Origin of the sequence: Sulfurihydrogenibium sp. (assembly GCF_027448985.1) — a bacterium.
Lineage (GTDB): Bacteria > Aquificota > Aquificia > Aquificales > Hydrogenothermaceae > Sulfurihydrogenibium.
On record NZ_DAIDMN010000122.1, the window covers coordinates 1 to 2,617 of the forward strand.

The 2,617-nt window shown below is 35.0% G+C and carries 3 protein-coding genes; all 3 read right to left on the minus strand.

Features of this window, described 5'->3' with window-relative positions; translation table 11 throughout:
* Positions 1-418: DUF255 domain-containing protein (locus NE054_RS07745; RefSeq protein WP_297890354.1), on the minus strand; the 418-nt coding region annotated here is incomplete at its 3' end.
* A gap of 79 nt (positions 419-497) precedes the next feature.
* Positions 498-1,427, minus strand: a complete 930-nt coding sequence (locus NE054_RS07750; protein WP_297890355.1) for a 2-dehydropantoate 2-reductase — start codon at positions 1,425-1,427, stop codon at positions 498-500.
* A complete protein-coding gene (gene thrC, locus NE054_RS07755) occupies positions 1,424-2,494 on the minus strand; it encodes a threonine synthase (protein WP_297890357.1) in 1,071 nt (356 codons plus the stop codon). The genes NE054_RS07750 and thrC overlap by 4 nt, the downstream gene beginning before the upstream one ends.
* Positions 2,495-2,617: the final 123 nt, after the last annotated feature.

The following is a 2,617-nucleotide window of genomic DNA, read 5'->3' on the forward strand; positions in this document are numbered from 1 at the left end:
GATGTTTTAAATTTTCTATTTCATTTTTTGACAAATTCAGGAAATGTAAGAGAATTTTTTTCATATCTTCCGGTGGCAAGTAAAGATTACCGTAAATTAACTCTCCATCTGGAGTTAAAATAGCAGTTGTTGGCAAACCTCCTTGGTTGTATTTTTTATTCAAATCTTTCCTTAAATCCGCATCAACTTTTATCGCTACGTAGTTGTTGTTTACTATTTTTATTATCTCTTTATCAGAGTATGTGGTTGTCTCCATAAGATTACAATAATGACACCATTTTGCCGATATGTCTAACAGGATAAGCTTATTTTCTTTTTTCGCTTTTTTTAAGCCTTCTTCAAAAGAGTACCATTTTATTTCATTTCCAGACGTGCAAGAAACTATAAAAAAATAAAGTAAAAAAACAATAAATCTCATATTTAAACCTTTTGGTTAAAATGATAATCTAAATTTATATCTCTAAGAGATGTTTTCTATAATTTTTATCATTGGCTTTTTAGATTTCTAAAGCCTTAACAATATTTACTATTGTTTTATTCACTTTTGGGGTGTATCCTACTTTTTCACCAAGTTTAACTATGGCTCCGTTTAAGGCGTCAGTTTCTGTTCGTTTTCCGGATAACAAATCGTAATACATTGATGGGTAATGGTCTTTTGTTGGTGGAATTAGTTTTGTGTAGAAAAACTCTATATACTCATCTGCTGAAGAAAAGTTTAACTGAATGTCGTTTAATCTACAAACATCAAATATTTCTTTGATAATGTTGTTCATTATCTCTCTTGTGTAAGGGTTTTCTGCAAGCTCTCCGTACCTTTTTTTCAGTATGGCTCCAAGTGGGTTTAATGCACTGTTGTAGAGTATTTTATCCCACAGTATTTTATAAATATCTTTTGAGTAAGTAGCTGGAATACCTGAATGTTTTATTGTGCAAACTGTTTCTATAACTTTTTTTTCTTCGGTGAGGTTTTCCGGATGTCCTATTCTTACATCGTCCGCGTTTACTGTTATGGTTGCATAACAAGGCTTGTTAATCTTACTTCCAAATATCACCCTTCCAAGTAAAACTTTTTCTTTTGGTAGATATTTTATTGCTGTTTCGTAATTACCATAACCGTTTTGAGTAAGAATAACAATAGTGTTTTCCTTAACCAACTCTTTTATTGTTTTTACCGCGTTTTCTGTGTCAAAAGATTTTACCGCAACTATGATTAAATCAAAGTTTATATTTTTTATTTCTTGGGTGTTGTCTGTGATGCCATTTAAAACAGCTGTATGCTCTCCCCATATTCCGTCCACTTTAAGACTATTGCAACTATATTTAGATTTATCTTTTACAACCGCATAAACTCTGTGTCCATACTCTTTTAAAAAAGTTGCAAAAACTGTTCCAACAGCACCAAGCCCGACTATTAGAATATTTTTCATTTGAGTTCTAAAAATCTTGCTATCTCATCTAAATCCGGTGGTAGTTCTACCGGTTTTTCACTGGCTTTTATTACTGTGTCTGGGTCTTTTAGACCGTTTCCTGTTAGTGTACATACGATAGTTTCTCCACCTTTAAAAATACCTTTTTTATAAGCTTTTATAACTCCAGCTATGGAAGCTGCAGAAGCTGGCTCACAAAAAACTCCTTCTGTAGATGCAACTAACTTGTATGCGTACAGTATCTCTTCATCCGATACAGCATCTATAAAGCCATTACTTTCTTTAGCAGCTTGTAAAGCTGGTTGCCAACTGTAAGGGTTTCCTATTTTTATAGCTGTTGCTATGGTTTGAGGGTTTTTTATCGGAAAACCTTTTACTATAGGTGCTGCTCCTTCCGCTTGCCATCCTGCCATTTTTGGAGTTTTCTTTATTTTCCCAAGTTGGTAGTACTCTTTGTATCCTTTCCAGTAGGCTGTTATGTTTCCTGCGTTTCCAACTGGTAAAAAGTGGTAGTCTGGAGCTTCTTCTAAAAAATCACATATTTCAAATGCTGCTGTCTTTTGACCTTCCAATCTGTAAGGGTTAACAGAGTTTACAACCTCTACCGGATACTTTTCTCCAATCTCTCTTACTATTTCAAGGGCATCATCAAAATTTCCCATTACAGCTATTATTTTTGCCCCATAAACCATAGCTTGAGAGAGTTTTCCTATTGCAACCGCTCCTTTTGGAAGTAAAACGTAGGCTCTCATTCCGGCTCTTGCAGCGTAAGCTGCAGCAGATGCTGAAGTGTTTCCTGTTGATGCACATATCACAGCTTCTTTTCCGGATTCTTTTGCTTTTGATATTGCCATAGTCATTCCACGGTCTTTAAACGAACCGGTAGGATTTAACCCTTCGTATTTAAGGTATATTGTAAGATTTTTATCCGGAGCTATCTCCTTTGATAGGTTATCGGCTTTTATAAGGGGTGTGTTTCCTTCGTGAAGGGTTATTATAGGTGTTTTATCGTTTACTGGTAAATACTCTTTGTAAGCTTCTATTATTCCTTTCCATTTACAACCCAAGAAAAAAGCCTGGTTTCAAAAGCTATCCAAAATAAAAATAGCTTTTGGCAGACCTATTTGTATTCCGCCATTTCAGGTTAGCCTGAGGGTCTGCAGGCGGTATTAGGCTAACCATAGCCCCTG

Coding starts and splice junctions, on each gene's coding strand:
- NE054_RS07750 (WP_297890355.1), bottom strand. CDS start 1,427: ATGAAAAATATTCTAATAGTCGGGCTTGGTGCTGTTGGAACAGTTTTT.